This window comes from uncultured Olsenella sp. (assembly GCF_959602185.1).
Lineage (GTDB): Bacteria > Actinomycetota > Coriobacteriia > Coriobacteriales > Atopobiaceae > Olsenella_I > Olsenella_I phocaeensis.
In genome coordinates this window covers 120,272-146,371 of the sequence record NZ_CAUGRZ010000005.1, presented here as the reverse complement: position 1 = coordinate 146,371, position 26,100 = coordinate 120,272, and the positions used below count along the sequence as shown (strand labels likewise).

The window sequence follows — 26,100 nt, the reverse complement described above, 5'->3', positions numbered from 1 at the left end:
ATCAGGAGCCGCACCCAAGAACCGCCGGGTCCCTCACCCAGGACGCCGGGCACGCGGCCCGGCGGCATGCTTCGCAAGGAGACGCGCATGAGAATCACGCTCGCCATAGGACTTCTGCTCGCAACCATAGGCGCCTACCTGCTGGTCACCGCCAAGAACCCACTCGCCCGCCAACGCGAGGGGGCCCTTGCCCGACAGGACCGCATCGGCGCGCGCACCAGCGGGATCATCGACCTCTCCGCTGCGGCGGGCCTCGTCGTGCTGGGAGTCTTTCCGCACGCGACGATAGCCGCCTCCGCCGTGATAATCGCCGGCTTCGCGGTGGCCTTCGTCTACCAGTCCCAGGCCCGCCGGGGCTAGGCCTCGAGGAACCACTTCCACGCGGGGACCTGTCGTATCCTCCGGTTCCCCTGGACGTAGGACGCCTCGTCGCCCCCCGCGACGACGAGCGTGGCCTCCTCGAGCCCCGTCTCCTCCAGCGCCTCCCAGAGCGCGCGAAGCTCCCTCGTGCGCGTCGTCTCGTCCTCGACGCCCACGCTGACCTGCACGAGCTCCAGCGCATCCTGGAACATCACGTCCCCCACCACGAAATCGACCTCGTAGCCGTGCCCCCTCGTGACGAAGGAGGAGACCGACTCCGCACGCGTGCCCACGTTCCTACGCCTCAGCTCGAGGTACACGGCGTCCTCCAGGCGCTGCCCGAGCTCGTTGGAGTTGGCACGCCCATTGGCGAGCGCCAGGCCCGGGTCGATCGCATAGACCTTGGGGGGCTTCCTCGTGCCCTCGGCCAGGGCATACGAGAACTCCTGAACGCGAAAGACCAGATAGGCCTGCTCGAGGTAGTCCAGCAGGGTGGCGAGGAGGGCACGACTCGTAGGAAGCCCAAGCGCCCTGAGGTCGCCCTCGGCGCGGCGGACCGAGAGCGTCTTGGCATTGGTCCCCAGCACCCGACGCGCGAACACGCTCGCCACGCGCGGACGGGCGAGGGCATGGCGGTCGACGACATCCCTCACCACGACGCGCTGCACGTAGCCCTGCAGCAGCGACACGCGCTGCGCCGTGGGCAACCCCAAGGCGGCCGGGAACCCGCCCTCCTCAAGATAGGCATCGAAGAGCCGCCGCAGGCTCAGCCGCTCGAGAGTCGAATGCGCCGGACCAAGCGAGAGCCCCGGCTCCTTCGCCCCGACGTATTCCCTGAACGAGAGGGGAAGCAGCTCGAAATCGATGGCCCGGCCCCTGAACTCCGTCGATATCTCCTGCGAGAGCATCTTGGACGACGAGCCGCTGACGTAGATGGTCGCCTTGGTCGTATCCACGACGCGTCGCAGCCACGCGCCCCAGCCATCCATCTCCTGCAGCTCGTCCAAGAAGAGGTAGGCCCCCTCCTCCAAGGCCGAGGGGCAGGTCGAATAGAACGTCTCGAGGACCTCGTCGCCTATGGCGGGCGTGACGGGGTCGAGCCTGTCATCCTCGAAGTTGAAGTAGCAGATGCGATCCCATGGCACGCCGGACTCGTGGACCCGAAGCATCTCCTGGAAGAGGCGATAGCTCTTCCCGCTGCATCGCATGCCCACGACGACCTTGACGAGGTTTCCCCTGCGTGGCGGCAGCGGATTGCCCAGGTCGAGCATGCGTTCGTGGATGGGCAGGTAGTCTGCTATGTCGAAGCCCCTGATCTGCTCGGCTATGAGTTCGTTCATGTTCATCCCTCCCTATCTGGCAATATAATCTTACCAGTTAGATTTTAAACTGGTAACTTCATCTTGCCAGTTAGGTATTGTTGCAGGTAGAGATGGGCAAAAGCCGGCGTAGCGAGAGTCGCTTCGGCCCGCCGCCCGGAACCGCCGCCCACATGCGCCGAGCGCGCGGCCCCTACTCGTCGTCCGGGAAGCGCACGCCCGCCTGCCTGCGCGCCTCGTCCATTACGGCGAGCGAGTCCAGGGTCACCCGCTCGAAGCGGGCCACCCGTGCGAGTGCCGCCTCCTCGCCCCGCGCTGCCGCGGCAAAGAGCTCCAGCTCGCAGACCATGTCGTTCTGGGGCACGTCCGCACGCACCAACTCCTCGCTCCCGCCCACCGTCGAGTAGGCCATGCCCACGTCCTCGTGGTGGACGAGCCTGAGGTCGCGGGGGCAGCTCGTCTCGTCCCAGAGGAGGGTCGCCTCGTCGCCCATGACCTGGGATCCCAGGAGGTCGTCCCCCACCTTGCTGTAGCTGAGCTCTACCACCCTGTCCGCGTACTCCAGGGCAATGCTGCCCGCCAGGTCAACGCGCTGATAGGGGGGCTCCGACCCCCAGGGCACGTCGATGGTGACCAGCGAGGCCCGCACCGCCTCCGGGCGACCGAAGAGGGCCACTGCCGGCTCGACGCAGTAGACGCCTATGTCTACGAGGGCGCCCTCGCCGAGCGCCGGGTCGAACTGGTTCACGTGCTCGCCGGCGCGCAGCCTTCCGATGCGCGAGGTGACCTTGCCGAAGCGCAGGCTTGCCTGGGTCACCCTGCCCAGTCGCCCCAGCGCGCCCTCGATGTTGTCGAAGCCCTGGGTGTGCAGGTTGCGCATGGCCTCCAGGCATACCGCGCCGTTGGTATGCGCGGCGTCGAAGAGCTCCTTGGCACGCCGCTGGTTGGGGGCCAGGGACTTCTCCACCAGGACGTGCTTCCCGGCGGAGGCGAGGACGAGTGCCTGCGGGACGTGCAGGCCGTTGGGAGAGGCGACGTAGACGGCGTCCACCTCGTCCGACGCCGCAAGCGCCTCCAGGTCGTCGAAGAAGAGGCGCGCGCCGCGAGGGCGACCGAAGCCCTCGGCCCGCGAGAGCTCGCGGGAAAAGGCAGCGACGTACTCGACGTCCGCCACCTCGCCCACGGCCTCGACGAGCCGCTGAGCGATGGCGGACGTTCCGATGGTGGCTATGCGTAGGGCTGGCATGGTGGCTCCTCTCGCTTGGGTGGATGGGAACGCAGCCGGGACGCGGCGAGTGCCAGCCCGGCCCGTGGCGTCACTACTTGGATGCGCCGCGGGTGGCAGCGACGGCCGCGGCCATCTTTGCCGGGTCGTTGAGACGGTCGGTCTCTATGCCCGTGTTGAGGGCGACGCCCCAGGGCGCAAGCCGGCCGATCGCGCCACCCAGGTTCTGGGACGTGAGGGCGCCGGCCAGGATGTAGGGACGGCACACGCCCCCGGCAAGCTCCCAGTCGAAGGCGACCCCTGCCTGCCATCCGCCATAGAGCACGACCAGGTCGGCCTTGCTCTGGTTGGCGCGCTCCACGTCCTCGGGGCCGGCCATGCGGATGGCCTGCACGATGGGAATGTCCACCAGCTCCCGCAGGAAGGTGATGTAGGGGTTGCCTTCGTTTCCGTGCAGCTGCACCACGTCCAGGACCTCGTCCGCGAGCTCGCTCACGTAGCCCAGGGGCTGGTCGACGAAGATGCCCACGGCGGGGATGGTGGGGTCCAGCTTGCCCACGAGCTCGCGCAGGCGGTCGCGGTCCACGTGTCGGTGGGAGCTAGGGTAGTTGACCACGAAGCCACAGAGGTCGGGCCTGAGCTCGTTGACCGTGGCGACGTCCTCGTCGCGGAAGATGCCGCAGAGCTCGACCCTCGTGTAGGGGTCGGGGTTGTAGAGGATGTCGTGCGTGACGATGGTGGTGATCCTGCGGCCCAGCATGCAAAGCCCCTCTCGCCAAGAACGAAGCGTGCGCACCCCTGCATCATCGCACGAGAGGGAGCCCGGACGGGCGAGAGGGGCGGGCGGCCTAGGCGCGCGGCTCCCCTCCCCTGGCGAAGCGCGCGATCATCTCGTTGGTGAGGCTCGAGTCGTCGGCGGGATCGAGGGGGACGTCGGCGCGGCGGACCCAGCCACCCAGCTGGAGCTCGTCGTGGTCGACGTGGATGGTGGGGTCTCCGTCGACGTCGCAGAAGAAACCGGCGAGGAGGGTGTCGGTGAAGGGCCATGGCTGGCTCTTGTAGTAGCGGACGTTCTTGACCCTGAGACCCACCTCCTCCCTGACCTCGCGCGCAACGCACTGCTCCAGAGTCTCGCCCACCTCGACGAAGCCGGCCACCAGCGCGTAGTGGTTGTAGGCGCGGCCGGCGTACTTGGTCATGACCAGCTCGTCGCCGTTGGTGATGCCCACGATCACGGCGGGGCAGATCTTGGGGTAGAGAACGTTGCCGCAGGCGGGACAGGCGAGCTCCCGGCTGGTGGCGACGTGGCCCAGCTCGCTGCCGCAGTGCCCACAGTAGCGGTTGGAATGGTACCAGTTGCGCAGCTGGTAGCCAGTTATGCCGGCGAAGGCCAGACAACGGGGCCGAAGGAAGCGGAACTGGTTCACGGGCTCGAGGCGGAAGCCCTCGGGCAGCTCCTCGCTGCCACGGGGGCGCGGATCGCGCTCGGCCATGAAGAAGCGACGGTCGTCGATCGAGAAGAGGTAGCGTGGGGCGAGGTCGGGGGCGGAAAAACCCCAGTCGCGCAGGCGCGGGAGCTCGAGCTCGCCCGTGCCGCCATCCAGGCGCACGACCGCCTGGCCGCGACCGTAGGCCAGCACGTAGTCCTCGGGCCGCGCCTCGAGCGGTCGATAGGCGTTGTCGAAGGCGTAGCTGCCGATGTCCTGGATCACAGGTCCTCCCCCGTTGGCTGTCGGGGAAACATGATACGTCTGCCCGCGACCACGGGGGGCAGGTGTGGGAAAGCACAAGCAAATCGACGTCTTGGGGCATCTGGGGAGAGATGGCTGCGGTTTGCTTGTGGGCTGCGGCTTGCTCGTGTTTCTCAACGGTCCAAACACAAGCAAAGCGGCGTCTCACGCCCCATAAAGCAGAAACGGCGCAGTTTGCTCGCGTTTCTCTCCCAATGAAACGCGAGCAGACCGCGCCACCACAAGCAGACCGCTCCCGCGCCGTGGCCCTACAGCATCTGCCGGTAGATGTCCTTCAGCGCGGGATACATGCTGTGCCAGGTGCTGTAGTGCCCCCGATAGAGCGCGATGATCTCCTTGTTGGGAAAGACCATCTGCTCCTCCACCCGCGCGAGGCGGTGCGCGCACTCAGCCACGTCGGGAAAGGCCCCGCAGCAGACGCTCGCGAGCATGGCCGCGCCGAAGGCCGGAGCCTGGGGCGTCTGGGGAATCTGCAGGGGGATTCCCAGGACGTCGGCACAGATGGCCCTCCAGAGCGGGCTCGTGGCGCCGCCGCCGCAGATGGTCGAGGCCATGACCTCGACCTCCTCCGCACGGGCAATTTGCAGGCAGTCGCGCAGGGCGAAGGCGACGCCCTCCAACACGGCCTGGGTCATGTCGGCGCGGGTGGTGTCCATGCGCAGGCCCACGAAGGCGCCGCGCGCACGCGGGTCGTTGTGGGGGGTCCTCTCGCCCATGAGGTAGGGCAGGAAGTAGACGTCGTTCTGGCCCAGCTTGCCGCCGGCGACCAGCGCCTGCTCCGCGTCGTAGGAATCGGCACCCAGGATGTCGTCCATCCACCACTTGTTGCAGCCGGCGGCGGTGAGGATGCAGCCCATGAGGTTCCAGCCACCGTCGGCCGAGCAGAAGGAGTGCAGGGCGTTGTGCTCGTCCACCACGCAGCCGTCGGTGGTCATGAGGATGGTCCCGGCGGTCCCCATCACGATGTTGCAGCGGCCCGGGCCCACGGCGCCCGTGCCGACGGCGGCGGAGGCGTTGTCTCCCGCGCCGGCGCAGACCAGCGTCTCCTCGGGCAACCCCAGCTCGCGCGCCACCCCGGGAAGGAGGGTCCCCAGGGGCTCCCAGCTCTGGTGCAGCTGAGGGAGCTGCCGCTCGCGCAGGCCGCAGATAGAGAGCATCTGACGGCTCCAGCAGCGGTTGCGCACGTCGAGCAGGAGGGTGCCCGAGGCATCAGAGAAGTCCGTCGCGTGCACGCCCGTGAGGCGGAAGTTGACGTAGTCCTTTGGGAGCATGACCTTGCGGATGCGGGAGAAGTTGACGGGCTCCTCCTCGCGCATCCACAGGAGCTTGGGCGCGGTGAAGCCCGCGTAGGCCACGTTGCCGGTGTAGGAGGCGATGGTCCTACGGCCCACCTCGCGGTTGAGGTAGTCGACCTGGTAGCGGGTGCGGCTGTCGTTCCAGAGGATGGCCGGGCGGATCACCTCGTCGTCCTTGTCCAGCACGACGAGGCCGTGCATCTGGCCGCAGGCGCCGATGCCGGCCACCTGGCTGGCGTCAAAGCCCCGAAGCAGCTCGGGGATGCCCTGGCGGACGGCGTCCCACCACAGGATCGGGTCCTGCTCGCTCCAGCCCGGCTCGGGGAAGCTGATGGGATAGCTGCGGCTCCTGATGTTGAGGACCTCGCCGTCCTCGTCCATGAGCAGGAGCTTCGTCGCCGAAGTGCCGATGTCCAGTCCGATGAAGTACATGGGACACCCCCTTAAGGCAGCTGCGGCAGATGAGCGGTAGGGCCGTGGCCTCGCCGCGCCGTCCCCCATTCTATGCCTGCCGGAGCCGCGGATGCTTCTTGTGCCACACCGCGCGCGGCACCGACAAGCCCCGAACAATAGAAGACCGCCCATTCCACGCCGGAGACAGGCGGTCCCACATGGCCGCAGGGCGGCCGGAATCGCAGCTGGGAAGAGGTCCAGACTACTGTGCGTAGCTCACGACGGGCTTGCCTGCCTCGATGGCGCCAGGAGCGGTGAGCTCGACGGACGAGAGGTCGTCGGAGTTGGTGATCGCCATGATGACCACGTCGTCGTGCCCGGCCGCCTTGATCTTCTCGCTCGAGAACTTGATGAGGGGCTCGCCGGCGCTCACGTGCGCACCCTTGCTGCCGAAGACGGTGAAGCCCTCGCCCTTCATCTCGACCGTGTCGACGCCGATGTGGATGAGCACCTCGGCACCGTCGTCGGTCACCATGCCCAGGGCATGGAAGTTGGGTGCGCCAATGGCGCTCAGGGTCCCTGCCGCAGGCGCGTAGACCGTGTCGCCTTCGGGGAGGACCCCGCAACCCTTGCCCATGGCACCACTGCTGAACACGGGGTCGCTCACCTCGGAGAGGGAGACGGCCTTGCCGGTGACGGGAGCCAGCAGGGTGCCCGCAGGGGCGCTGACGCCCAGGGCGGCCGGCTTCGAAGGCTTCTTGAACATGTCGAACAGACCCATTGAATACCTCCTAACCCGAGGGTCCCCCCTCGTCGCGACCCCGATGGTATGGCCTCTGGCCCGGTCGCTATATGGATTATCCTACTAAGTCATTCGCAAAAGAAAGGCAAACCGGATGTTTAAAACGCTTTACTTGATGCGTCACGCACAGACCCTCTTCAACCAGCAGGGCAAGACCCAGGGCTGGCGCGACTCCCCCCTCACCCCGCTTGGGACGGAGCAGGCCCGCGCCGCGGGACGGGAGGCCGCACGCCGCGGCTGGACCTTCGACCACGCCTACTGCTCGACCTCTGAGCGCACGGAGGCCACCCTCCTTGCCTTCCTCGACGCGTTCGGCGCGCCCGACCTCCCCTACCAGCGCGCGAAGGCCCTCAAGGAGATGGGCTTCGGTGCGTTCGAGGGCAAGGACGCCTACCTCGAACCCCAGGGCGAGCGGCGCGCCGAGGGCTTCGCCGAGTACGGCGGCAAGACCGAGGGGCAGGTCACCCGCCGCATGGTCGACTTCCTCACCGACGTCATGGGACGAGAGGGGCACCGCGACGTGCTCGTCGTGGGTCACGGTGCCTCCGCGCTCAAGTTCTTCGAGGCCCAGGCACCGAGGAACAGCGTCAGGGTCACCCGCTGGGAGAACTGCATGACCTACGTCTTCGACTACGAGGACGGCCTCTTCTCGTGCCGCGAGATCGTCTATCCCGAGCCCGACGACGGCCAGGACTAGGAGGAGGACGTTCCGGGTGAGAGGGACGCCCCTCTCACCCGAGGCCCTACACCAGGTGGAAGTGGACGAAGCCGTTCCAGAGCCCGTCCTCCTCGACGTCAGTCGACACGAAGTCGGCCGCTGCCTTGGCCTCCTCGCCGCCCGAGCCCATGCAGCAGCTCGCGCCGCAGGCCTCGAAGAGGGGGACGTCGACCTTGGCGTCCCCGAAGGCGACGCTCTGCTCGCGCGGGACGCCAAGGTGGGCGAGGAGCAACTCTACCGAGCGGGCCTTGTCCACCCCCTTGGCGCCAAGGTCGCCGAAGAGCGCCTCCTCTCCCCTTCCGCCCCAGGTCTTGGCCTCGAGCTCGGGGAAGTCGCGGGCGCTGTCCAGGTGGTCCTGGTAGTCGCGCAGGACGAAGCTGACCTTGTTGACGTCGTCGCGGTAGAGCTCGCCGCCAAAGACGAGCCCCGTCATGACCTGGTCGGCCTCGAGCTCGTCCGCATCCTCGACGCCCTTGCCCCTCACGTAGGCGCGCAGGGCGCCGCGGGCACCCTCCCTGAAGTTCCTGCTGGCGAAGAGCCCATTGTTCGACTCGAGGAAGTAGGCGAGGCCGCGCTCGTCGAGCCAGTCCACCAAGCGACGCTCCACGTCGGCGGGGATGCCCTGGTGGAAGAGCACCTCTCCGTGGTCCTCGACGTAGCCGCCGTTGGCGCCTATGAGGCCGTCGAGCTCGATGCGGGCGAGAAGGTCCTCCATCTCTGTCTTGCTGCGCCCCGTGCAGGCGTAGACCCTGTGGCCGGCGGCGCGCGCCAGCTCGACCGCGCGCCTCGCGCTCTCGGGCAGCACGTTGCCGTAGTCCACCAGCGTACCGTCGACGTCCACGAACGCGATCATGCCAAGTCCCCTCTCGCCTCGTCCCCCCATGGGAAGAGTGCCCCGACGCGCTGCGCCGGGGCACGTGTGCCGTCCTAGTCCAGCTCGGTGCCGTTCGAGGCGATCAGCCTCTTGTAGTAGAAGAAGCTGTCCTTGCGGGAGCGGTGCAGGTCGCCCGTGCCGTCGTCGTGCTTGTCCACGTAGATGAAGCCGTAACGCTTGCGCATCTCGCCCGTGCCGGCCGAGACCACGTCGATGGGGCCCCACCAGGTGTAGCCAATGAGGTCCACGCCGTCCTCAATCGCCTCGCCCATGTCGCGCACGTGCTTACGCAGGTAGTCGATGCGGTAGGGGTCGTGGATGGAGCCGTCCTCCTCCACAGTGTCGAAGGCGCCGAAGCCGTTCTCGACGACCATCAGGGGGATCTGGTAGCGGTCGTAGATCTCGTTGAGCGAGAAGCGCAGGCCCTTGGAGTCGATGGACCAGCCCCAGTCCGAGACCTCCAGGTAGGGGTTGCGCCCGCCCATGACCATGTTGCCCTTGCCCTGCTCGACGTCACCGTGGGTGCCCACGACGGAGCTCATGTAGTACGAGAGGGTGTAGAAGTCGATCTTCCCCTCGCGCAGGAGCTCCTCGTCGCCGGGCTGCATCTTGATCTTGATGCCGTTCTCGTCCCAGAAGCGCCTGGCGTAGCTGGGGTAGGCGCCGCGAACCTGCACGTCAGAGCAGTACCAGTTCATACGGCGCATCTCGTCCTGGTTGGCCAGCTGGTCCGCGGGGTCGCAGGTGGCGGCGTAGCTCAGGATGAAGCAGTCCATGTTGCCCATCTTGAGGTCGGGGTAGGTCTCGTGGGCGTACTTGATGACCTTGGCAGAGGCCAGGAACTGGTGGTGCAGGGCGTTGTAGCGCTCGTTGATGTCGTCCCTCACCTCGGCCATGGTCCCGGTGAAGCCCTTGAGCGTGCCCAGGGAAAGCGTGCAGCCCATGGTCATGGTGCCGGTGTTGATCTCGTTGAAGGTGAGCCAGTACTTCACCTTGTCGTGCCAGCGGTCCAGGCAGCAGCTGGCGTAGCGCAAGAAGAGGTCGACGAGGCGACGGTCGGCCCAGCCGTTGTAGGTCGCGGCGAGGTGGTAGGGCAGCTCGTAGTGGCTGAGGGTCACCAGAGGCTGGATGCCGTGCGCGAGCAGGCAGTCGAAGACGCGGTCATAGAACTCGAGTCCGGCCTGGTTGGGCTCGGTCTCCTCTCCCGTGGGGAAGAGGCGCGCCCAGTTGATGGACATGCGGAAGACGTTCCAGCCCATCTCGGCGAAGAGGGCGATGTCCTCCTCGTAGTGGTGGTAGAAGTCCGTCGCCTCGTGGCTGGGATAGAGCGCGTTCGGGTCGAACTCGACGTCGATCTGGCGCGGGGTGTTGATGTCGCCGCCACGCATGTGGTCGGGGACCGACGCGCCCTTGCCGTCGACGTCCCAGGCGCCCTCGTACTGGTTCGCCGCCGTCGCGCCGCCCCACAGGAAGTTGTCGGGGAACTTGATGCCATCCTTGCCCATGTCTGCTCCTCTGATTGGTTCACAAAACGCTTACACGTTTCATGCTGGCCTCTCACATGCTATTTTTCAAGCGTGAGAAGGTAACGTGAAACGCTTTGAAACGGAGGTCTGACATGGATGCCAATGCGGGAGACGAGCTGCTCGAGCGCGTGAGGGGCATGTCACTGGCGGGGACGGGGTCTCGCCGCGCGATCGCGCAGCTCGTGCTGGGCGAGGGGTCGGGTCTGGGACGCCTGAGCATGGCGGAGGTGGCACAGCTCAGCTACTGCTCGAAGCCGTCCCTGGTGCGCTTCGCTCAGTCGCTGGGCTTCGGGGGATGGCCGGCGTTTCAGGAGGCGTTCTCGCATGCCGCCAGCGCAGAGGAGGCGCGCGCGGAGGTCGACTGCAACTTCCCCTTCGACGAGGGCACGGGTGTGACGGAGGTCGTCACCCGCGTTGCCGAGGTCGAGCGCCACGCCATCGACCAGGTCGTGGAGGCGCTCGACGAGGACGCACTCGAGCGCGCCGCAGGGCTCGTGTGCGCGGCGCGACAGGTTGTCTGCTTCGGCGTGGAGCAAAACCGCTACTTCGAGCAGAACTTCGCGCACCGACTGAGGCAGATCGGCATCGAGTGCCTGGTGCCCTCGCTCGCGACCAGCGCGCTCGTGGCACGGGGCATGGTCGAGGACTGCTGTGCAATCCTGGTCTCGTACTCGGGGCTCGGAGCACAACGCCTCCCGGCGGTGCTGCTCGACGATCTCAGGCGAGGTGGCGTCCCTACCATAGCCGTCACCAGCTCGGGAGAGAATCTGCTGAGCCGTGCCTGTGACTGCACGCTGGAGTTTCCGCCCGAGGAGCGACTGTACAGCAAGATCGCCGGCTACTACAGCGAGCGCGCCACCGGCCTCGTGCTCGACCTCCTGTTCTCTCTCTGCTTCCAGGCGGCATACGAGAAGAACGTGCGGCGCAAGCTCGACGCCGTGGTGCGCTACGAGCGGTTGATGCAGACGACGGACGTGCTCTCAAGCTAGAAAAACTGCGCACGATTTGCCGCGTGGCCTCGCGAATCCTGGGCAAACGTCGCTCGTCTCCACAATTCGGCGAAATCGTGCGCAGTTTTTTGTCGGCCTGTCCGCGTCATCGTGCGCTCGCGCTCGACAGCAGGAGGCCCGGGGCGCCAGCCCCGGGCCTCCTCGCTCACCTAACATGTCGCCCGGACGCGCTTACTCAGTCGCAGCGCCCTCCTGGCCTGCTCCGTCAGCCCCAGACGTGGCAGCTGCGCTGACTGCGTCCGCGACCTTCCGCGCGGCATCCGCGACCTCGCCCAGTCCGCCTGCGTCGATGCTCACCTTGCGGTTCACCTTCGCGTCGTAGGTGTCGGCGCGCATGACGTCGGCCAGGTCGACGCCCGTCACGCTCTTCACCATGTCGAAGGCGGCCTTGATGGACTGCGGCGCCATGGACGTCACGCCCGCGGCCGGGGAGCCCTCTCCCTCGCCACCGACGGTCGAGTAGATGTTTATGGCGTCGATGCCCTCGATGGGCTTGGAGGCTGCGGCGATGATGTCCGGCAGCACGCCGATGATCTGCTGGGCAAGGGCGGCCTGGCCGTACTTGCGCAGCGCCTCCGCCTTCTTGTCCATGGCCTCTGCCTCGGCGATGCCCTTGGCGCGGGCCGCCTGGGCCTCGGCCTCGCCCTTGGCGCGAATCGCCTCGGCGGCCTTCTGCGCGGAGTAGAGCTCTGCCTCGGCGGCCTTCTGCCTGGTCACGAGGTCCGCCTGCGCGCGCTGCTCGGCGGCGTAGCGGTCGGCGTCGGCCTGCTTGCGGATGGAGGCGTCGAGCTCCTGCTCCTTGACGGCTACCTCCTTCTGCTTCAGCTCGGCCTCGCGGTCGGCCTTGGCGATCTCGGCGTTGACCTGCTCGGTATTGATGGCCTTCTGCTGGCGCTGCGCCTCGATGCCCTTGGCGGCGTCCGCCTTCGCGGCCGCGGTGTCCGCCTCGGTCTTGAGCGAGGCCTGGCGCAGGGCCAGGGCGTTGTTCTGCTCGGCGATGGCGGTCTCGGACGTGATGCGGGCGTCGTTGGCGATCTTGTTGGCCTCGGCGCGGGCGACCGCGATCTCCTTCTCGGCGTTAGCCTTCGAGATCTGGGCGTTCTTCTGGATGGCAACGGTGTTGGCGATGCCCAGGTTCTCGATCACGCCGATGCCGTCGTCGTCGATGTTCTGGATGTTGAACGACACGATGTCCAGACCCATGCGCTGCATGTCGGTCATCGCGTTCTCCTGCACCTTTGCGGCGAAGGTCTTGCGGTCGTTCATGATTTCGGTCAGGCGCATGCCGCCGATGATCTCGCGGAGGTTGCCCTCCAGCACGTTGACCACCATGTCGTTGATGTAGTCGGAGTCGCGGTTGAGGAAGTTCTCCGCCGCCTTGGCCAGGCCGTCCTCGGTGTTCGAGATCTTAACCACGGCGACCGAGTCAACCATGATGTTGATGTAGTCGAGGGTGGGGATGGTCTTCGTGGTCTTGACGTCGACGGAGAGCATGCGCAGCGACAGGCGGTCGACACGCTGCAGGAAGGGAATCCTGACGCCGGACTTCCCGATGAGGTAGCGGGGCTTCTTCCCGCCGCCCGAGATGATGTAGGCCTGGTCGGGCGGTGCCTTCACGTACCCGGAGGCGATGATGACGAGCACCGCGATCACGACGATGCCAACGAGGACGAACCTTATGAGCTCCATGACGCACGCTTCCTTTCTGGAGGCAGCGCCAGCCCGACACGAATGACGGGCCTGGCCGGCCACGAACAGAGGAGATGTTATCTGATTGGAGAGGGGCAACATCCCGGTCGGAAGGCCGGACCATCCGGAACCACATCTGCACCACAGATGCAACGAGCCGTCTGACCTGGTCGTTCACAGTTTCAATCGTCTACTCTGGGCCAAAATGGGGAAGGGTCGCGCAACCCGGCGCGAGCGGCCATCGATATCACGAGCCGTAGCAAAACACCATCCAAACACAATAGGAACCTCTCCCCGAAAATTAACGACTTCTTTCTTGAAATCACCCAATAATGTCGAGAAATGCCTGTTTCGTTGCGGTAAGTTAGTACAAAACATAGAAGCTAAATTTTTTGGGGATGGTCAGATGAAGGTAGGGGTACGAGACATCAGCCGCAAGACCGGCTTCTCCCCCGCCACGGTTTCCAACGCGCTCAACCACAAGCGCGGCGTGAGCAAGGAGACCGCCGAGACCATCCTCAGGGTCGCGCAGGAGCTGGGCTACCAGCGCCCCAGCCGCCTCGACCGCATCCAGTTCGTCGTCGTGCGCAAGAGCGGCAAGGTCCTCGACGAGTCGGACTTCCACCCCGCGGTGGTGGACGGCGTCGAGCGCGAGGCGAAGCTCCACGGCCTCACCACGAGCTACGTCACCATCGACCTCGCCGACCCCGGAGCCCATTCCCCGCTGCGCGAGCTCTGCCAGGACACCACCAGCGGCATCGTCCTCCTGGGCACCGAGATGATGGAGGAGGACTACGAGCCCTTCTACGGCTCCGCCGCCCCCCTGGTCATCGTGGACGGCTGGTGCTACCACAGCTTCATCGAGTCCATCGTCATCTCCAACGAGAGCTCCGCCTACCGAGCCGTCCACTACCTCATCGGCAAGGGCCACACGCGCATCGGCTACGTCAGGGGCAACCCCGTCATCCGCAACTTCCCCCTGCGCGAGCGGGGCTGCCGCCGTGCCCTAGAGGAGGCGGGCCTCAGCTGGAACGACGACTACTGCGTGACCGTGGGCACGAGCCTCTCCACCGCCTACGCCGCCGCCAAGGAGTGGCTCGAGGGCGACCCGGAGCTCCCCACCGCCTTCTTCGCCGAGAACGACGTGATGGCCTGCGGCATGATGCGCGCCCTCCTCGAACGCGGCGTCAAGGTGCCGGAGGAGGTCTCGTTCGTCGGCTTCGACGACCTGCCCGTCGCCACCGTGATGCTCCCCGCCCTCACCACCCTGCACGTTCCCAAACACGACATCGGCGCCATGGCGGTCCAGAAGCTGATCGCACAGGTCAAGGCCCCGAGGGGCTTCACCTGCACCACCCACGTCTCCACCACCTTCGTAGAGCGGGACAGCGTGGCACAGCTGTAGGGTTTGGGCTCCCCCTGGGCTAGAATCGACTCATGCACACGACTGCGCGGACGCCGTCCGCGGGAGGAGGAGCCATGGCAGCAGAGAACACGGACTTCCAGGCCTACGCGCCCGAGCCCGAGCTCGAGTTTGGCGACGCCGCGCCCGCGGCGCCCGAGCTGGACCTCGACGGCGCGACCGCGTCCGATCCCGTAACCGCCTCCCTCACCCCCCAGGAGCTGGAGAAGGTCTCGGCCTTCGTCCAGAAGATCGACATCACCGACACCGCCGGCGTCCTCGCCTACGGCGTGGGGTCGCAGCGCAAGGTCTCGGAGTTCTCGGAGCGCGCCCTCGCCGGCGTGCGCGGCCATGACCTGGGCGAGGTGGGCGACCAGATCAACTCGCTGGTGGTGACCCTCAAGAACTTCGACCCCGACCAGAAGGAGGGGGGCCTCCTGGGCCTCTTCCACAAGGCCAAGAACAGCCTCGAGGCCCTGAAGGCGCGCTACAGCGACGTGGAGAAGAACGTGCGCTCAATCTCTGACGCACTCGAGGGCCATCAGGTCACCCTGCTCAAGGACATCTCGATGCTGGACCAGCTCTACGCTCTCAACGAGTCGTACTTCAAGGAGCTGACCATGTACGTGGCGGCCGGCAAGCAGAAGCTCGAGGGGGTGCGCACGGGCGAGCTCGCCGAGCTGCAGGCCAAGGCGGCGAGGACGGGGCTCGCCGAGGACGCCCAGGCCGCCCGCGACCTTTCGCAGAAGTGCGACCGCTTCGAGAAGCGCATCTACGACCTCGAGCTCACCCGCCAGGTTGCGCTCCAGACCGCGCCGCAGATTCGCATGGTCCAGGCCTCGGACGCCGTCATGGCCGAGAAGATCCAGTCCACGGTGGTCAACACCATCCCCCTGTGGAAGAACCAGATGGTCATCGCCCTGGGCATCGAGCACGCCAACCAGGCCGCCCGCGCCCAGCGCGAGGTATCGCAGATGACCAACGACCTCCTGAGGAAGAACGCCGACCAGCTCAAGGTGGCCACCGTCGAGGCCGCCAAGGAGGCCGAGCGCGGCGTGGTGGACCTCGAGACCCTGCGCCACACCAACGAGCAGCTCATCTCCACCCTGGATGAGGTCGCGCGCGTCCAGGCCGAAGGGCGCGAGAAGCGCCAGCTTGCCGAGGAGGAGCTCACGAAGATCGAGGGCGAGCTCAAGACGAAGCTCCTGGAGGCCTCGCAGCGCTAGGCTCGCCCAGTCAAGGGGCGAGGACGCAGGCGAGAGTCCCCGCATGCGAGCCCGCAGGCACAATCATGAGGGGCGGCGTCACGATCGCTCGTGGCGCTGCCCCTCTCGCCTGTCTCAGGCAAGCCTGGTGACGCCGTCGGGCGGGTCGGCCGCCGTCAGGGACGCAGCTCGTCCCCCGTAGAGGTGAGTCCGTCCTGCTCGAGCATGGTCCTCATGACCTTGAGGTCGCCCGTGAGGTCCATGCTCTGCTCCTGCAGGAGGTTGTCCAGGGTCCGGGAGAGCCCCTCGTCCACCATCTGCAGGGTCTGGGCCAACTCCGCGCGCACGGACTCGACCCCGGCACCGCCAGAGCCGCTCTGCTCGAGCTCGGCGTAGGACGCGGCGAGCTTCGAGGTCTGCGGCAGGTAGTAGTTGGCGACCCGCCTGAGCTGTGACGCGCACTCGGGATGCGACCTCAGGTACGACGAGAGCTGCTGCGTGCGCATGACGATGGACTCGAGCGAAGACCTGAGGCCCTCGTCCACGATGCGCGCGCGAGACTCCTCGACCATGCGGCCGAAGTCGGAGAACACCCCCAGGAGCTCGCGAATCTCGGGAGTCAGCCCGTCGTCCACGGACTTGGGCTTCTTGCCCTGGGACCCTCCCTGGCTCTCCTTGCGGCGGTTCCACTCCTTGCGAGCCCTCTTGTAGGAGCCGTCGGTGAGGTAGAGGGTCGTCCCGTCTCCCAGCGAGGCGATGTGCCCCTGCGGGATGAGTCCCTGGGAGATGGCCTCCTGAAGCAGGGGCTGCAGCTCCTTCACGGTAAGCTCGACCCTACCGCCCAGATCCCTCAGGCGCATGCTCGTCTCGTCTCCCACGGCCTTCGAGAGCGCAAGGCAGAGACGTGCGATCTTCCTGCGCCGGGCGCCCTTCGCGAAGGACTTGACCGCCCCCGTGCCCAGACCGACGAGAACCGCCAGACCAACGAGGAACGAGACGAGGCCGTCGAAGGCCATCATGATGGTCGGGACGATCATCATGATGGCCAGGTAGCCCAGGATGATCCCGCCGATCAGGTCCTTGGCGCGGACCTTCTCGTCGCCATGCCGACACACGACGTAGGGAGAAGAATCCACCTCCGCCATGCCCAGCTGCGCGGCGACGGCCGCGGCAGCGCGCTCGATGGAGCTGGCGATGCCATCGAAGTCGACCTTTGACATCAGCTCGCCCGCCTTCTCGGCGGCTGCGGGAATCTCTCTGTTGAGGACGTCACCCACCTGACGGGCGACGTCGGTGCCCTGGCGGACGAAGTCGTCCGCCGAGGTCCGGGGGTCCTTGGGGCCCCACTCGTCCTGTGCGTCGTTGTCCATGGCGGCCATCCTCTGGGTTTGGCTGAAGTCACATGCGAGAAACCACCCTATGAAGGTACACGATGGCCGTGAATCCCGTGTGCTCGAAATGTCGGCAAGTCGTCACTGCCACGCCATGCAGGACGGCCCTGCGCCTACCGCAAGCGACGCCCGCAAAATGCAGGCCCCTGGCCTATGGCCTGAGCTCGTCCGCATCCTTGGTGAGCCCGTCCTGGGCGAGCATGGTCCTCATGACCTGGATGTCTCCCGCGAGGTCGATGCTCTGGTCCTCGATGAGCTCCTCCTGGAGCCGCGCGAAGCCGTCGTCGACCATGCGGAGGGCCTCCCTGAGCTCGCCCGTCACCTCCCGAGCGCGTTCGCCCTCGGCGCCGCTGTGCTCGAGCTCGAGGTAGGAGGCAACGAGCTTCGCCGTCTGGGGCAGGTAGTAGCCGACCGCACGCCCAAGCTGGCCAGCAAGCTCCGGATGGGCCTCTACGTAGCTCGCGATGAGGCCCGCCCTGCGCGCGATGCCCTCCATGGAGCCGCGCGCCGACTCGTCCGCCGCCTGGCTGGCCCGACCCGCAAGGACCTGGCCGAAGTCCCTGAAGGCGTCGACCACCTCGCGCTGCTCGCGGGCGAGAGGGACATCGGCCGTCGTCGTGGCAACGTCCTCCCCGAGGCCGGTGCCCCGCGGCTCGGAAGCGGGAGCGGCGGAGAGGGCCCTCTCGTATGCCTCGCCGCTCAGGTAGAGCGCCTGCGCGGCGTTGGGAAGCGTCTTCACGCGCCCCTGGGGAAGGGAGCCCTGGCGGATGGCCTCCTCGCAGAGGCCGGCAAGATCGTCCTGCCCGATTCCCGTGCGCTCGGCGAGCTCCGCCAGGGGCACGACCTCCCGATCGGCGGCGAAGCGCGAGATCATGGCGAGCATGTCGGCGAGGCGCCTGCGACGGCGGGAGTCGAGGAGGCGCTTCGTGGCGAAGGCGAGGCCCGCCGCGCCCATGCCAAAGAGGAGGACGGAGGCGGGTACGGAGGCGCGGAGCACGGGGAAGCCCAGCACGAGGAGGAGCAATCCCATGTAGCCGAAGAACGCGACGCGGGGGAGCTCCCCGGGCCGCCAGGCAGCGTCTTCCTCGACAAGCAGGACGTAGGGCGACGCCTTCTGCGGCTCCGACGCCGGTGCCGCTTCGGCGGGAGTGCCAGTAGCTGCGTCGGTGACATCGGCAGAGGCAGAGGCGATGGCGGCGCAATGGTCGTCGGCAGGGGCAGCCAGCTCAGGTTCCGCCTCCACAGTCTCGGCGGCGACCTCCTCCGGCGCCTCGGCAGGCGCCGGTTCCGCGGTGACGTCCTCCACGTTCTGGGGAGAGGGGCTCGGCTGCGGGGCCGTGGGCGCATCGCCTTGGCGCGAGCCGAGGACGACGGGGGCCTCGTCACGTCCCGGCACCTCCTGGCGCAGCTCGTCGACGGAGGTCGCGAGGCTGGCGAAGTCCACCAGGGCGAGGAGGTCAAACATGCCATGGGCGAACCGCATGCCGTCGGCGCGTGAGCCCTGGCGCGCCATCCTTGCCTCCAGCTCCCGCAAAGCCTTGTTCTCCATGAGAGCACGCCCTCCACGCGACCGGGGGCGATACTCTCGCCCGGAACCAGACGTTTTCCAGTATACGGACAAGCCACGACATCAGCCTTCACGGGCGAGACATGCCGCTTGCTTCTCTGCGCTTGCTGGCCCCACTCCTCTCCACCGGCCCAATCTTGTGGTTGTGGACAGAATTGCCGCCGGAGGGCAAGAAAAGTGTCCGCGTTTGCAAGATTGGACGTCGCGCCAGCAGGCAGCCACGGCCCCGACCTGTGCGTAGCGTGCGTGCCGTGGGGCTTGGGCATGCCGTGGGGCTTGGGCGTGCCGTGGGGCTTGGACGTGCCGTGGGGCTTGGACGTGCCGTGGGAATCCGACTTCGCAGCCCTACGATCACCCGCTACCTCGCCAGCCAGGCGTAGACGGGGACGTCCCGCCCGCATTCCTTCCCCTCCGCCTCCGCGAGGGCGCGCACGGCAAGCTCGTGGTCGAGGCCCTCGTGGAGGCCGCTCACGCAGAGCGTGGCCAGCAGGGTGCCGCGCTCGTCTCGGATGGGGAAGGCCCCGGCCACCGGACAGGCGAACTCGAACGTGCCAAACTTGTCGGGTGTGCTGCGGTCGACGAGGTCCTGGAAGCTGCCGTCCACCTCGTGTGCCACGTCAGCCCATAGCGAGGAGTGGCCGCAAGCGAGAGACGCCCGACGCTTGCCCTGGGCGAACTCCTGGTTGCGTGGCGCCTTGTCGTCCGCGGCCCACTCGAGCATCGCCAGGCCGTCCGGCTCGCGCACGACGCGCACGGTGACGCCGCGGTCGTACTCCCGTGACAGGCGCGCAACGGCGTTGCCCAGCTCGAGTGCGTCGGAACTGGTGAACTCGCCGTGCCAGCGCAGCGCCCCTTCCTGAACCTCGAGGGCGCGCAAGGCGTCCCGGCCAAGCGAGAAGCGAGCCTTGACGGCGTCGACGATGCGCACGCAACGCACCGTAGCCTGGAGCGGCATCACGTCGCTCTCTTCTGCTCCGGCGGCTACGAGCTTCGTGAAGTGCAGCGCCTCTCCGTAGAAGTCGTCCACCTCGTAGGGGGCGTCTATCACGCGCGGCTCGCATCCGTCCGCGTACACCGTCGCACGCTGGCAGCGATGCAACTCCTCGATCACGACACGCCCTCTCGTGCCCACCAGCACGGCCTGGCGGGGCTTCGCACGGTCGAAGGCGCACTCGAGCGTGGCGCTCAGCCCTGCGACCTCGAGCGTGGCGCTCGCGTACATGTCGATGCCCTGGTCATTGGCGACGCCCGCGAAGGCAGTCACCTGCGCCTCTCCCGCCGGCAGGAAGTCATCGAGCCAACTCGCGCAATAGATGCCGCAGTCGAGGAGCACCCCTCCCCCCACGGGATTGCTGTGGTACGTCTTGCCAGATCGGACGAGCTCGCGCATATCGTTGCAGAGGATGGTCTCGACACGAACCACATCGCCTATCTCGCCTTTGTCCACCAGCTCGCACACCGTCCGATAACAGGGGGTGAAGCGCGCCTTCATGCCCTCCATGAAGAGCGAGCCACACTCGCGTGCCACCCGCGCCACGTCGGCCGCCTCCTCGACGCCCAGACAGGCGGGCTTCTCGCAGAGCACGGCCTTGCCTGCACGAAGCGCCCGGATGGCCCAGTCGTGGTGCAGGGCGTGCGGGAGCGAGAGGTAGACCGCGTCCACGCTGGGGTCGGCAAGCAAGGCCTCGTGGGCGGCGCCCGGCCTACCTAGCAACTCGTCGGACAGGGCACCGGAGGGCGCGATGCCGTGCTCTTTGGCAAAGTCCTGCGCCTTGTCCGCTGAGCGACAGCTCAGCGCCACCAGCTCGGCGGCCTCCACGTTGCTCAGGCTGCTCGCGAAGCGACGCGCGATGTTGCCGGCACCCAGGATGCCCCAGCAAACGACTCCCTCTTCTGCCATGCCCGTCTGCCCCCTCCTACGCCAGCTGGCCCATGCCGTCCTCGAGGATGCGCATCTGCGCCAGGGTCTCCTCGGGGGTCACGAGCTGGGGCGCGCCGTTGGCGACGGTATGGAAGAGCGCGTCGTACCACTGCGAGTAGGAGCTTCGCTCGGAGGGCACGCGCTCCTCGTGCAGCCCGTCCTCGTCCTGGTAGCGCAGGGTCCCCCACTGCTCGGGCGCGTCCAGGCCGAAGTCGGGATGACCCGCGGGCAGGTAGAAGTGCTTGAGGTCCCGCTCCTGCTGGTCCTTCTCGAACTTGACGTACGCCCCCTTGTCACCGCAGATCTCGAAGCTCGGACGCTGGATGGCCATGCGGTAGTTCGCGTGAGCGGTGGCCTTGACGCCCAGCTCGTCGTAGTACAGGTCGTAGTCGAAGTAGTCGCAGACCATGCCCGCGCCCTGGAGCTGCCGCAGGTCGGAGTGGACGCGGTCGGGCGTCCCGAACCAAGAGATAATCTGGTCGAGGCAGTGGCTCGCATGTCCGTAGGGGGCGTTGTTGACGGGGTCGTTGGCCATGCCGTCCATCATGGTCGGGCGCCAGTAGTCGTAGCTGGTGACGACTTCGAAGACCTTGCCCAGCTTGCCTGACTCCACGACCTTCCTGGCCGTGAGGTAGTCGGAGTCGAAGCGGCGGTTCTGGTAGCACTGGACCGTGACGCCGTTCTTGGCTGCCAGGTCGAAGAGCTCGGCGGCCTCCTCGTAGGTGGCCGAGAAGGGCTTGTCCACCGTCACATGCTTGCCCGCCTCGAGCGCGCGCTTGGCCATGGAGTAGTGCAGCGCCGAGGGGGTGGTGATCTCCACGACGTCGATCTGGGGGTCGCCCAGGATCGCCTCCGTGTCCGTGACGTACTCGACGCCGGGGATGGCCGCCCAGGCGGAGTGGTCGACGTGGCGGGCCTGCATCGTCTTGATGCGGAACTTGTCGCTCCGGTCGAGGACGTACGGGGCATGGTAGCGATTGGCGCTCTTGCCGTTGCCGATGTAGCCGACGATGACCTTGCCGTCCTGCATGGTAAGTCCTCCCTGGGTGACGTGCTACGTACGATTCTCCTGCTTGTTGTTGCCATTGTAGGGTGCGGTCCGGCGACGACGGTCCCTACCCGCGAAGTGGGAACAGAGGTTCACGGCCTCCCGCCCCTGCAGCAAGCTTGCCGTACCTTTTTTCCAAGAGGCGATCGCATCCGAAGGCCTGCTACACCCTCTCGACGTCACCGGTGTAGGAGATGTCGAAGGGACCGTCCATGATGAAGAGCACGTCGACGTCCTCGGCGGCCGTCGCGCCGTGGAACATCGGAGTGCCCGTGTCCCACCAGACGAAGCTGCCGGCGGGCAGGTCGCCCTGATCGGTGTGGAGCGTGCCGCGCAGCACGTACATGCCCTTGCCGCTTTCGTGGGTGTGAACCGAGAGCGGCATGCCCTTCTCGTAGCGCGTGAGCTGCACGTTCATACCGGTCTTGGGATCGTCGTGCAGGGTGATGGCCTGGTGCTTGGCACCCGAGCGCGGACTCACGAAGACGTGTTCTGCCGGGTTCAGGTCTTGGGGGAGAAACACCGTGACGCCGTTCTGACTCTTGCCCATTCGTTCCCCTCTCTTGGCGGAGGCGCGGACAAGATCCGTCGTCTCACGCCGATTGACGGCCGCTCAGGGCAACCAGTCGCCTTGTCACCGACAAGCCAGAGGCCCACCGGCAGGAAGCTGTCGGTGGGCCAGGAAGTTGAGCTTGTTCGGACGCTACGCCGTAGCCTTCTCGACTCCGGCCTCGGCCTGCTCCTTGGTCACGCCGAAGAAGTAGTTGATGCCGAGCGAGAGCGCGAAGCCGATGCCGCCCGCGATGGCCGCGAAGACGACGTTCATGGGCTTGTCCGGGGCGATGAAGTTGAGCAGGCTCAGGATCGAGGTGGCGCCCATGTTGTAGAAGTACACGTGCGTTATGCCGATGAACAGGACCGCGACCGCGTTGGCGATGGAGACGCCCACCAGGCAGCGAGTGTACTTGAAGCCGACGCCGAAGAGCGAGGGCTCGGACACGCCGCCGACGATGCCGGACACGAAGGCGCCAAGCGCGACGGACTTCTCGTTGGGGTCCTTCACCTTGAGGAACACGGCCAAGGCCATGGCCCAGACCGCGAAGTTGGAGATCAGGTTGCACACGAGGGCGTAGGTCTCGACGCCGTTCTGGGCGTACGCGACAAGGGCGAGGGTGACCAGCGCCATGTGCATGCCGGTGATGACGAGGAAGTGCTGGACTGCCATGAGGACGACGATGGCGATGATCGAGACGATGCCACCGGCGTTGCCGAGCGAGAAGAGGAAGTTGCCAAGGAGGTTGCCGAGCTCGGCGCCGATGGGAGCGAGCGCGCAGAGCGACAGGGGGACCATCACGAGCATGGTGAGGAAGGGAACGAACACCGTGACCAGCGTGTCAGGCACGTGCTTGTCAAAGAAGCGCTCCACGTAGCTCATGACCCAGACGGAGAGCAGGATGGGCATGACGGACTGGGAGTAGTTCACCACGGGTGCCGGGATGCCAAACACCGTGAGCGCGGGGTCCTGGGTTCCGGCGAGTGCGACGAAGCTGGGCTCGATGAGGATTGCCACGAGCAGGAGCCCCAGCACCGGGCGCACGCCGAGCTTCTTGGCAGCGGTGTACCCGAGGTAGATGGGCAGGAAGTAGAAGCCCGCGTTGTACACCATGTTGGTCACGAAGTAGATGTTGGAACCCTCGCGATCAGGTTGAGCATGGTGGGCCCAAAGATTACCTGGATGACCTTGAAGAGGCCGGCGACGGTGATGATGGGGACGATGGGCACCATCGAGCCCGAGAGGTAGTCGAGGATGGCGGCACCGACGGCCTTGGGGGTCAGCTTCTTCTCGCCCGCGTCGTCCAGGTTCTCGTCAACGGCCGCCTGCTCCTCCAGGCCGGCGACGGAGCAGAGCTCCTTGTAGACATGGGGCACCTTCTGGCCGATGATCACCTGGTACTGGCCCCCCTGACGAACGACGCCCAAGACCCCGTCGACCGCCTTGACCGCGTCGTCCGAGACGATCGACTCGTCCTTGAGGTTGAAGCGCAGGCGCGTCATGCAATGTGTGGCGTTCCTCACGTTCTCCTTGCCGCCCACCGCCTCGAGGACGTCGGTGGCAACCTGCTTGTTGTCTGCCATTTCTTTCCCTTCCCGATGCTTCGTCAGCTTCCTGGACGATGTCCCTTGGCTCTGGGACACACGGTACGGTCCGGGCAGGTCGTCTCCGGCCATCACGGAAGCTCCAGAAAAGGGTTTTCTCAAGAGGTGGCGCGGCAGATGGGTGCATTGGACTTTTTGTTCAGCGGAACGCCGGCGGGCACGTCAGCGAAGCGCTAGTCCCTCGAGACGTTGAGGTTGCCCCTCTCGCTCGCGTCCTTGTGGGCCTTGTTCGCGTCGTAGTCGAGCATGTAGATCTCGCTGTAGATGCAGTTGAGGATGTAGCGGAAGCAGGTCTGGGAGTAGAACGTCGCCACCTTGCCAACGCCGGCCTCCTTCGCGGGGATGCGAAACGAGTAGTCGAAGCCCAGGGGCGCCCTGGCGGAGGACACGAAGACGAGCTTGCACTTCCGCTCCTTGAATATGGGCAGGCAGCGCGCGATGTCGTCGTACACCTGTCCCGAGTAGCTCACCACCATCACCACGTCGCCGCTCCGGGCGCTGTGCGTCATCGAGCTGCTCTCGCCGAACTGGTTGGCGACGACGGCCCGGATGCCCACCTTCACGAGGAGGTTGGCAAACGCGAAGGCAGTGATCTCGGAGTCGCCGTGCGCGTACAGGTAGACCTGGCTCGCGCCACGAATGGCACGGGCGACGCGCTCGACCTCGCCCGGGTCAAGCGATGCGTAGCAGACGTCCAGCGCCTCGTGCATCAGGGCCAGGACGCTCGTGGCGACCTCCTCGACGTCCTGCCTTGCCTCGAACGGAACGTTGACGTTGACGTTGCTCTTTCCGTTTCGGCGCTTCTCCAGGTCGGAGGCGAGCTCCACGCGCAGGTCTCGGAAGCCCTTGACCCCCACCTTCCGGCAGAGCCTGACGATGGTGGCGTTGGAGGTGTAGGAAGCCCTTGCAAGCTCAGCGATGCCCATGCGGCACACCTCGCCTGCGTTCGAGCAGATGTAGCGAGCGAGACCGGCTTCGATGTCCGTGAACCCGTCCTCGCGCTCGAGCGCCTCAAGAACCGCCATGAAACCCCGCCCCTCTCGACGGAACGCACGATGCACCGGTTGGCCCATCCGCCGGCAACGCATGCCAAATGTCAAAGGAAATGCCCCGCCATCAGTGTAGCGGGGCAAGGACGGGCTCGGATGGGTTGTCGTCGGGAGGCGGCCGGATGACTAGTCGCGGTCGGCGGGGAACACAACGCCCGCAGAGCGGCGCGCCTCGGTCTGGACCTGGCTCACGAGCAGGCTCTGGTCGAGCATCCCGCGGCAGCCCTCGAGGTCGCTGGCACCCATCATGCGGACGAAGGCGCGGAACTCGCTCTCCCATTGCAGCTCTGGATTGAGGTCGAAACGCTCGACGCTGTCATCGTTGAGGTGCAGCTCGACGGGACCGCAGTTGTTGGGGGGAGTCAGCTGCAGGATGTATCCGTCGGTACCCTCGACGAGGGTCTGACAGGGGGCCATGCAGTCCTTCGCGGCAACGGAGACGGCCTTGAAATCGCCGTAGTCAAGAGTCGTGACCCCAGAGGTGTCGATGCCGCGCTCCATGTTGGCAAGATATTCGACCTTCTTCGGTTCGCCAAACAGGCCACAGATCCACTGGAGGCAGTACAGGCCCAGGTCCATCAGCGCACCGCCAGACTTCGCGGAATCGAAGGCGGGAAGCACGGTTCCACCTCGGAAGGCGTCGTAGCGGCTGCTGTACTGCGAGTAGTTCACGCTGACCATCTTGATCGTGCTCACGCGGGGGAGGAGCTCGCGAATCTTCAGGAAGTTGGGCTGGTAGAGGGTGGTGATGGCCTCGAAGAGGAACAGGTCCCTCTGGCGTGCCATGCTCGCGAGCGCCTCGGACTCGCGCGCGTTGGAGCACATGGGCTTCTCCACGACCACGTGACGACCAGCCTCGAGCGCCTGCCTGCAGAAGGCGTAGTGCAAGAAGTTTGGAACCGCGACGTAGACGGTGTCGACCTCGTCGGGAGTGGTACTGGCCAGCATCTCGGCGTAATCGGACCAGGCGGTGCAGCCCTCGCTGCCGATCTTGCCAGCAAGCTCCCGCACGCGGTCCATGGTGTCCGGTGTGCCCACGATTGCCACCACCTCGCACCCCCACTCGATCAAGTGCGAGCCGAGCAGGTCTACGATCATTCCCGTCCCAACGACTGCGAGCTTCATCTCTGTCTCCTCTTCCGGCACCTCGGCCTTCCGTGTCTTCCCTCCAGCTAGAAGATAGCCAGCAGCAAGAGGCGATCCGAAACGGTTCGCATTGCTGGACGGCAGGTCCGCAATGGGCTGGGGCAACCGTCCGATGGGCGGACAAAATGTCCAGGCGGGACGCGACTCACCCCATCGCGCCTCTCGCGGCGTATTACCAAGTTCGTGCACACTAACCAGGCGAGAGGGGCGCGCATTCGCCGCGCCGCCGGCGGGTCCTGGCGCGCGGCGGGC

Annotated in this window: 23 protein-coding genes; 5 read left to right on the top strand and 18 right to left on the bottom strand. The window is 66.5% G+C overall.

All coding sequences use genetic code 11. The features are described from left to right. Positions 1-87: 87 nt before the first annotated feature. A complete protein-coding gene (locus Q5923_RS05255; RefSeq protein WP_303132598.1) occupies positions 88-360 on the top strand; it encodes a hypothetical protein in 273 nt (90 codons plus the stop codon). On the opposite strand, the gene Q5923_RS05250 is transcribed toward Q5923_RS05255, so the two are convergent. From Q5923_RS05250 to Q5923_RS05225, 6 genes are all read right to left on the bottom strand, one after another. After that, positions 357-1,700 carry an ATP-binding protein gene (locus Q5923_RS05250; protein ID WP_303132596.1) on the bottom strand — a complete coding sequence of 448 codons (1,344 nt, stop codon included), beginning with the start codon at positions 1,698-1,700 and terminating at the stop codon, positions 357-359. The genes Q5923_RS05255 and Q5923_RS05250 overlap by 4 nt on opposite strands. A 172-nt stretch (positions 1,701-1,872) precedes the next feature. After that, entirely contained in the window at positions 1,873-2,925 is a 1,053-nt protein-coding gene (locus Q5923_RS05245) for a Gfo/Idh/MocA family protein (RefSeq protein ID WP_303132595.1), read from the bottom strand. A gap of 73 nt (positions 2,926-2,998) precedes the next feature. Further along, positions 2,999-3,664: a phosphoribosylanthranilate isomerase gene (locus tag Q5923_RS05240; RefSeq protein ID WP_303132594.1), complete on the bottom strand. Its 666-nt coding sequence runs from the start codon at positions 3,662-3,664 to the stop codon at positions 2,999-3,001. A gap of 88 nt (positions 3,665-3,752) precedes the next feature. Then, positions 3,753-4,616 carry an NAD(+) diphosphatase gene (gene nudC / locus Q5923_RS05235; RefSeq protein WP_303132593.1) on the bottom strand — a complete coding sequence of 288 codons (864 nt, stop codon included), beginning with the start codon at positions 4,614-4,616 and terminating at the stop codon, positions 3,753-3,755. 287 nt (positions 4,617-4,903) lie between these two features. Continuing rightward, positions 4,904-6,382: a xylulokinase gene (gene xylB, locus Q5923_RS05230; RefSeq protein ID WP_303132591.1), complete on the bottom strand. Its 1,479-nt coding sequence runs from the start codon at positions 6,380-6,382 to the stop codon at positions 4,904-4,906. Between the two features lie 223 nt (positions 6,383-6,605). Next, the gene (locus Q5923_RS05225; RefSeq protein WP_303132589.1) at positions 6,606-7,124 is read right to left on the bottom strand and encodes a PTS glucose transporter subunit IIA; all 519 of its coding nucleotides are present in this window, start codon (positions 7,122-7,124) and stop codon (positions 6,606-6,608) included. 115 nt (positions 7,125-7,239) lie between these two features. Here Q5923_RS05225 and Q5923_RS05220 point away from each other — a divergent pair, with 115 nt between their 5' ends. Beyond that, entirely contained in the window at positions 7,240-7,842 is a 603-nt protein-coding gene (locus Q5923_RS05220) for a histidine phosphatase family protein (protein WP_303132587.1), read from the top strand. A 46-nt stretch (positions 7,843-7,888) separates the two neighbouring features. On the opposite strand, the gene Q5923_RS05215 is transcribed toward Q5923_RS05220, so the two are convergent. Together Q5923_RS05215 and Q5923_RS05210 are read right to left on the bottom strand one after the other, a co-directional pair. Beyond that, the gene (locus tag Q5923_RS05215) at positions 7,889-8,716 is read right to left on the bottom strand and encodes a Cof-type HAD-IIB family hydrolase (protein ID WP_303132585.1); all 828 of its coding nucleotides are present in this window, start codon (positions 8,714-8,716) and stop codon (positions 7,889-7,891) included. Positions 8,717-8,790: 74 nt separating this feature from the next. Further along, entirely contained in the window at positions 8,791-10,242 is a 1,452-nt protein-coding gene (locus Q5923_RS05210; RefSeq protein WP_303132583.1) for a glycoside hydrolase family 1 protein, read from the bottom strand. Between the two features lie 113 nt (positions 10,243-10,355). On the opposite strand from Q5923_RS05210, the gene Q5923_RS05205 reads away from it, so the two are divergent. Next, positions 10,356-11,252 (top strand): MurR/RpiR family transcriptional regulator, encoded by an 897-nt coding sequence (locus Q5923_RS05205; protein ID WP_303132582.1) that lies wholly within the window; start codon positions 10,356-10,358, stop codon positions 11,250-11,252. A 192-nt stretch (positions 11,253-11,444) separates the two neighbouring features. Here Q5923_RS05205 and Q5923_RS05200 read toward each other — a convergent pair whose 3' ends face one another. Further along, complete coding sequence (locus Q5923_RS05200) at positions 11,445-12,962, bottom strand: flotillin family protein (RefSeq protein WP_303132580.1); 1,518 nt, start codon at positions 12,960-12,962, stop codon at positions 11,445-11,447. Between the two features lie 406 nt (positions 12,963-13,368). Between Q5923_RS05200 and Q5923_RS05195 the strand changes: the two genes are divergently transcribed. Beyond that, positions 13,369-14,367: a LacI family DNA-binding transcriptional regulator gene (locus Q5923_RS05195; RefSeq protein WP_303132579.1), complete on the top strand. Its 999-nt coding sequence runs from the start codon at positions 13,369-13,371 to the stop codon at positions 14,365-14,367. Positions 14,368-14,441: 74 nt separating this feature from the next. Next, positions 14,442-15,590, top strand: coding sequence for a toxic anion resistance protein (locus Q5923_RS05190; RefSeq protein WP_303132578.1), 1,149 nt, complete (start codon positions 14,442-14,444; stop codon positions 15,588-15,590). 155 nt (positions 15,591-15,745) lie between these two features. On the opposite strand, the gene Q5923_RS05185 is transcribed toward Q5923_RS05190, so the two are convergent. The 9 genes from Q5923_RS05185 to Q5923_RS05145 form a co-directional block, all read right to left on the bottom strand. After that, a complete protein-coding gene (locus tag Q5923_RS05185; RefSeq protein ID WP_303132576.1) occupies positions 15,746-16,939 on the bottom strand; it encodes a 5-bromo-4-chloroindolyl phosphate hydrolysis family protein in 1,194 nt (397 codons plus the stop codon). A 172-nt stretch (positions 16,940-17,111) separates the two neighbouring features. Further along, a complete protein-coding gene (locus Q5923_RS05180; RefSeq protein ID WP_303132574.1) occupies positions 17,112-18,509 on the bottom strand; it encodes a hypothetical protein in 1,398 nt (465 codons plus the stop codon). Between the two features lie 376 nt (positions 18,510-18,885). Then, positions 18,886-20,427: a Gfo/Idh/MocA family oxidoreductase gene (locus Q5923_RS05175; RefSeq protein ID WP_303132572.1), complete on the bottom strand. Its 1,542-nt coding sequence runs from the start codon at positions 20,425-20,427 to the stop codon at positions 18,886-18,888. Between the two features lie 16 nt (positions 20,428-20,443). Continuing rightward, positions 20,444-21,478, bottom strand: coding sequence for a Gfo/Idh/MocA family oxidoreductase (locus tag Q5923_RS05170; protein WP_303132570.1), 1,035 nt, complete (start codon positions 21,476-21,478; stop codon positions 20,444-20,446). A gap of 181 nt (positions 21,479-21,659) precedes the next feature. Further along, the gene (locus Q5923_RS05165; protein WP_303132568.1) at positions 21,660-22,046 is read right to left on the bottom strand and encodes a cupin domain-containing protein; all 387 of its coding nucleotides are present in this window, start codon (positions 22,044-22,046) and stop codon (positions 21,660-21,662) included. Between the two features lie 153 nt (positions 22,047-22,199). Further along, positions 22,200-23,162, bottom strand: coding sequence for a PTS transporter subunit EIIC (locus Q5923_RS05160; RefSeq protein ID WP_303132637.1), 963 nt, complete (start codon positions 23,160-23,162; stop codon positions 22,200-22,202). A gap of 5 nt (positions 23,163-23,167) precedes the next feature. Then, positions 23,168-23,632 carry a PTS transporter subunit EIIB gene (locus Q5923_RS05155; RefSeq protein WP_303132566.1) on the bottom strand — a complete coding sequence of 155 codons (465 nt, stop codon included), beginning with the start codon at positions 23,630-23,632 and terminating at the stop codon, positions 23,168-23,170. Between the two features lie 194 nt (positions 23,633-23,826). After that, positions 23,827-24,678 carry a MurR/RpiR family transcriptional regulator gene (locus Q5923_RS05150; RefSeq protein ID WP_303132564.1) on the bottom strand — a complete coding sequence of 284 codons (852 nt, stop codon included), beginning with the start codon at positions 24,676-24,678 and terminating at the stop codon, positions 23,827-23,829. Positions 24,679-24,828: 150 nt separating this feature from the next. Next, a complete protein-coding gene (locus Q5923_RS05145) occupies positions 24,829-25,827 on the bottom strand; it encodes a Gfo/Idh/MocA family protein (RefSeq protein ID WP_303132562.1) in 999 nt (332 codons plus the stop codon). Positions 25,828-26,100: the final 273 nt, after the last annotated feature.